At 73.0% G+C, this 3,591-nt stretch carries 3 protein-coding genes; all 3 read right to left on the bottom strand.

All coding sequences use genetic code 11. The features are described 5' to 3' along the window. Positions 1-1,061 (bottom strand): geranylgeranyl diphosphate reductase (locus tag ABNT58_RS03450; protein ID WP_348752116.1); only part of this gene is annotated, 1,061 nt, incomplete at its 3' end. Then, complete coding sequence (locus tag ABNT58_RS03445) at positions 1,058-2,473, bottom strand: BCD family MFS transporter (RefSeq protein ID WP_348752115.1); 1,416 nt, start codon at positions 2,471-2,473, stop codon at positions 1,058-1,060. The genes ABNT58_RS03450 and ABNT58_RS03445, both read right to left, overlap by 4 nt. A 2-nt stretch (positions 2,474-2,475) precedes the next feature. Further along, entirely contained in the window at positions 2,476-3,393 is a 918-nt protein-coding gene (chlG, locus tag ABNT58_RS03440; RefSeq protein WP_348752114.1) for a chlorophyll synthase ChlG, read from the bottom strand. Positions 3,394-3,591: the final 198 nt, after the last annotated feature.

Raw genomic sequence — 3,591 nt, 5'->3', positions numbered from 1 at the left:
TTGTCGCTCACGTACCAGAACCCCTGCATGATGCCCAAGACCCAGAACACCCGGCCATGCTCGCGCATGAAGCTGCGGCGCGCGCCGGCCAGTGCACGCGCGTCGCCGGTGGCCAGGCAACGGGCCACCGCTTCGGCGGCCAGCCGGCCGCCCAGCATGGCGTAGTAGATGCCTTCGCCGGAGGCCGGTGCCACCACGCCGGCCGCATCGCCGGCCAGCACCACGTTGCGGCCGTTGTCCCAGCGCGGCAGCGGCTTCATCGGGATGGGCGCACCCTCGCGCCGCAAGGTGGTGGCGCCTTCCAGCTGCACGCTGCGGCGCAGCGCCGCCGTGGCGCCGCGCAGCGAAAAGCCTTTGTCGGCGCTGCCGGTGCCGATGCTCACCGTGCCGCCGTGCGGAAACACCCAGCCGTAGAAGTCGGGCGACAGCCGGCCGTCATAGTGCACCTCGCAGCGGCTGCCCTTGAAGCCGGCGGGCGGCTCGGCCGGCGTCTGCACGATCTCGTGGTACGCAAACACCCAGCGGCCCTTGTCCCAGCCGGCCACCGCCTGCTGCGCCACGGCCGATCGCGCGCCATCGGCGCCGATCACCAGGCGCGTGCGCACCTGCCGCGGCGAGGCTTCTTCGCCCGGGGCGCACCAGTGCACCACCGTCCAGCCATCGTCGGTGGTCTGCAGCTGCAGGAAGCGGCCTGTGCAGCGCACCGCGCCGTGCAGGGCGGCGCGCTCACGCAGCCATTCGTCGAACACCTCGCGGTCGACCATGCCGACGAAGCCGCCTTCGATCGGGATGTCCACCTGGGCGCCGCTGGGCGCCACCATGCGGGCGGCCTGGGCCCGGGCCACCAGCAGGTGGTCGGGGATCTCGAAGTCGCGGATGAGGCGTGGCGGCACCGCGCCGCCACACGGCTTGGTGCGGCCGGCGCGGTCGAGCAGCAGCACGCGATGGCCCGCACGGGCCAGGTCGTCGGCCGCGGTGGCACCGGCGGGGCCGCCGCCGACCACCACCACATCGAACAGCGTGTCCGGGGCCGGGGCCGGATGGGCCTGGGGGGCGTTCATTGCACCACCCGCCACACCGCATGGTCGAGGGCGCCCGGCTGCAGTCGATCGGCACCGCTCAGGCCGCTGCGGCCCGCCAAAGGCCGTCGGCGACCGGAGCCCGGGCGCTGCGGCCGGTTGCCCGGCAGCGGCCGGAAGGCCAGCCAGGCGGCCACCAGGAACAGCAGGGCTTCGGCCCCGAACACGGCGGCATAGGCCATCGCGGGCGAAGGCAGCAGCCGGTGCGCCAGGTCGCTGGCGCCGGTGCCCACCAGGCCACCGAGCGCGAAGGCCACGGCCTGCGCCGCGCCCCACAGGCCAATGCGCACGCCTTCGCGGGCGGGCGGCCCTTCACCGGCCAGCCGCATCATCGAGCCGATGGCCGCCACCGAGAAGGCGCCATTGGCCACGCCCAGCACAAAGACGTTGGCTTCCAGCGGATAACCCGGGCCGCGGGCCGCCGCCAGCACCAGGCCCGCCAGCGCGATGCCCGAGGCCACGCAGCCACCGGCCGTCCAACCCGAGAGCGAACCGAACTGCCGCCCGCGCCAGCGGCTGCCCGCCAGCGCCGCCGCCAGCATGCCCAGCAGCACGCCGCCATGCTGCACACCCGACAGCTGCGTGGAGCGGCCGGGCGTGAAGCCGAACAGGCTGCCCGCGAACGGCTCCAGGATCAGGTCCTGCGCGCTGAAGGCCAGCATCGAGACGAAGATGAAGAGCGTGAAGCGCCGCGCCGGCGGGTCGGCCCAGACCTCGCGCAGCGCCGTGCCGAAGGCGCTGGCACCGTGCTCGGCCGCGGGCGCTGCGGGGGTGTCGGCCACGGCCGGCCCTTCCAGCCGCCAGGTGGCCAGCAGCGTGAGCCCCATCGCGATGGCGGCCACCACGCCGGTGACGGCCATCAGCCGCCCCGGGCTGTAGGGGTCGAGGAAGCGGCCCGCGGTGCCGGCGGTGACGGCAAAGCCGAAGATCATCATCACCCACACGGTGGTGGCCGAAGCGGCCCGCCGCTCGGCCCGCACCCGCTTGGCCAGCAGCACCAGCAGCGTGGTGCCGCAGGCCGCCACGCCCAGGCCGATGAGCACGAAGGCCACGAAGGCCAGGGCCACGCCGGCCGCGCGCTGCGTCTCCATCCAGGCCACGGAAGCCGACGCCAGCAGCGCGCCTGCGGCCAGCACCGCCATGCCGCCGACGATCCAGGGCGTGCGGCGGCCGCCGACGTCGGAGCCCCAGCCCATGCGCGGGCGGCTGAGTTGCACGGCGTAATGCAGCGCCACCAGCACGCCGGGCAGCAGGGCTGGCAGGGCCAGTTCCACCACCATCACGCGGTTGAGGGTGCTGGTCATCAGCACCACCAGCCCGCCCAGGCAGGCCTGCACCAGGCCCAGCCGCAGCACCTGCGTGATGCCGAAGTGTTGGTTGGCTTCCAGCTTCATGCTCACCCCCCGGTGGCTGCGCGCAGCGCGAAGGCGCTGACCAGCATGCCCAGCACATACAGCGGCACGCCGAAGCCGCTGTACCAGAGCGCACGCTCCAGCGGCTGGGCGATGAAGCGCCGCATCATCAAAAGCTGCGCCAGCAGCAGCGCGGCCACGCCGGCCGCATGCAGCGGCTGCTGCCAGCTGAGCAGCAGCGCGATCACCACGAGCTGCGGCGCGGCCATCACGCCGCTGGCCACCTGGGCCGCGCGCCGCACGCCCAGGCGCACCGGCAGGCTGCCGATGCCCATCTGCCGGTCGCCGGTGATGGACTTGAAGTCGTTGAGGGTCATGATGCCGTGGGCGCCTGCGCTGTACAGCAGCGCCAGCGCCAGCGACCGCGTATCAAGGCCGAAGCCTGCGGCCATCACCGCGGTGCCGGTGATCCAGGCCAGGCCCTCGTAGCACAGCGCGCAGGCGCCGTTGCCCCACCAGCCGTTGCGCTTGAGGCGCAGCGGCGGCGCGCTGTAGGCCCAGGCCAGCAGAAGCCCCACCACCGCGGCGGCCAGGCCCACCGGGCCGAGCGTCAGCGCCACCAGCAGCGACAGCAGCGTCCAGCCGATGGCGATGTACAAGCCCCAGTGCCCGGGCAGCCGCCCGCTGGGAATGGGCCGCTGCGGTTCGTTGATCGCATCAACCTCCCGGTCGAACCAATCGTTGACCGCCTGGCTGGTGGCGCACACCAGCGGCCCGGCCAGCAGCACCCCGGCGGCGACCAGCGGCCAGCGACCTTGGGGCGAAGCACCGGAAGCCACCACGCCGCAGCCGAAGGCCCACATCGGCGGAAACCACGTGATGGGCTTCAGCAGCTCGGCCACAGCTGACAGGTCGGGGCGACTCATGCATCTGACTTTCGCCGTGACTGCTGGGTGTGTCAACTGAGATTTACACTTGGGCTGTTTGGTTTGGTTCGGTTTGGTTTGGTTGGGTTGCGCTTGAACACCCTGGGTGGGTTTGGGCTGGTTTGCGCAGGGCCGTGCGGGCGGGCCCGGGGGCTTAGCTTCCGCGGTCCGCGCTGCGCGCGGACTGCCCTGCGCTACTCGGGTGGGCGGCCCGCGGTCCAACTCGCTACGTTC

Source organism: uncultured Aquincola sp., from assembly GCF_964001545.1.
Taxonomy (GTDB): Bacteria; Pseudomonadota; Gammaproteobacteria; order Burkholderiales; family Burkholderiaceae_C; genus Aquincola.
Note: the sequence above shows the minus strand (reverse complement) of the source record. Positions and strands in the feature narration are given on the sequence as shown.

Coding starts and splice junctions, on each gene's coding strand:
- ABNT58_RS03445 (WP_348752115.1), bottom strand. CDS start 2,473: ATGAAGCTGGAAGCCAACCAACACTTCGGCATCACGCAGGTGCTGCGG.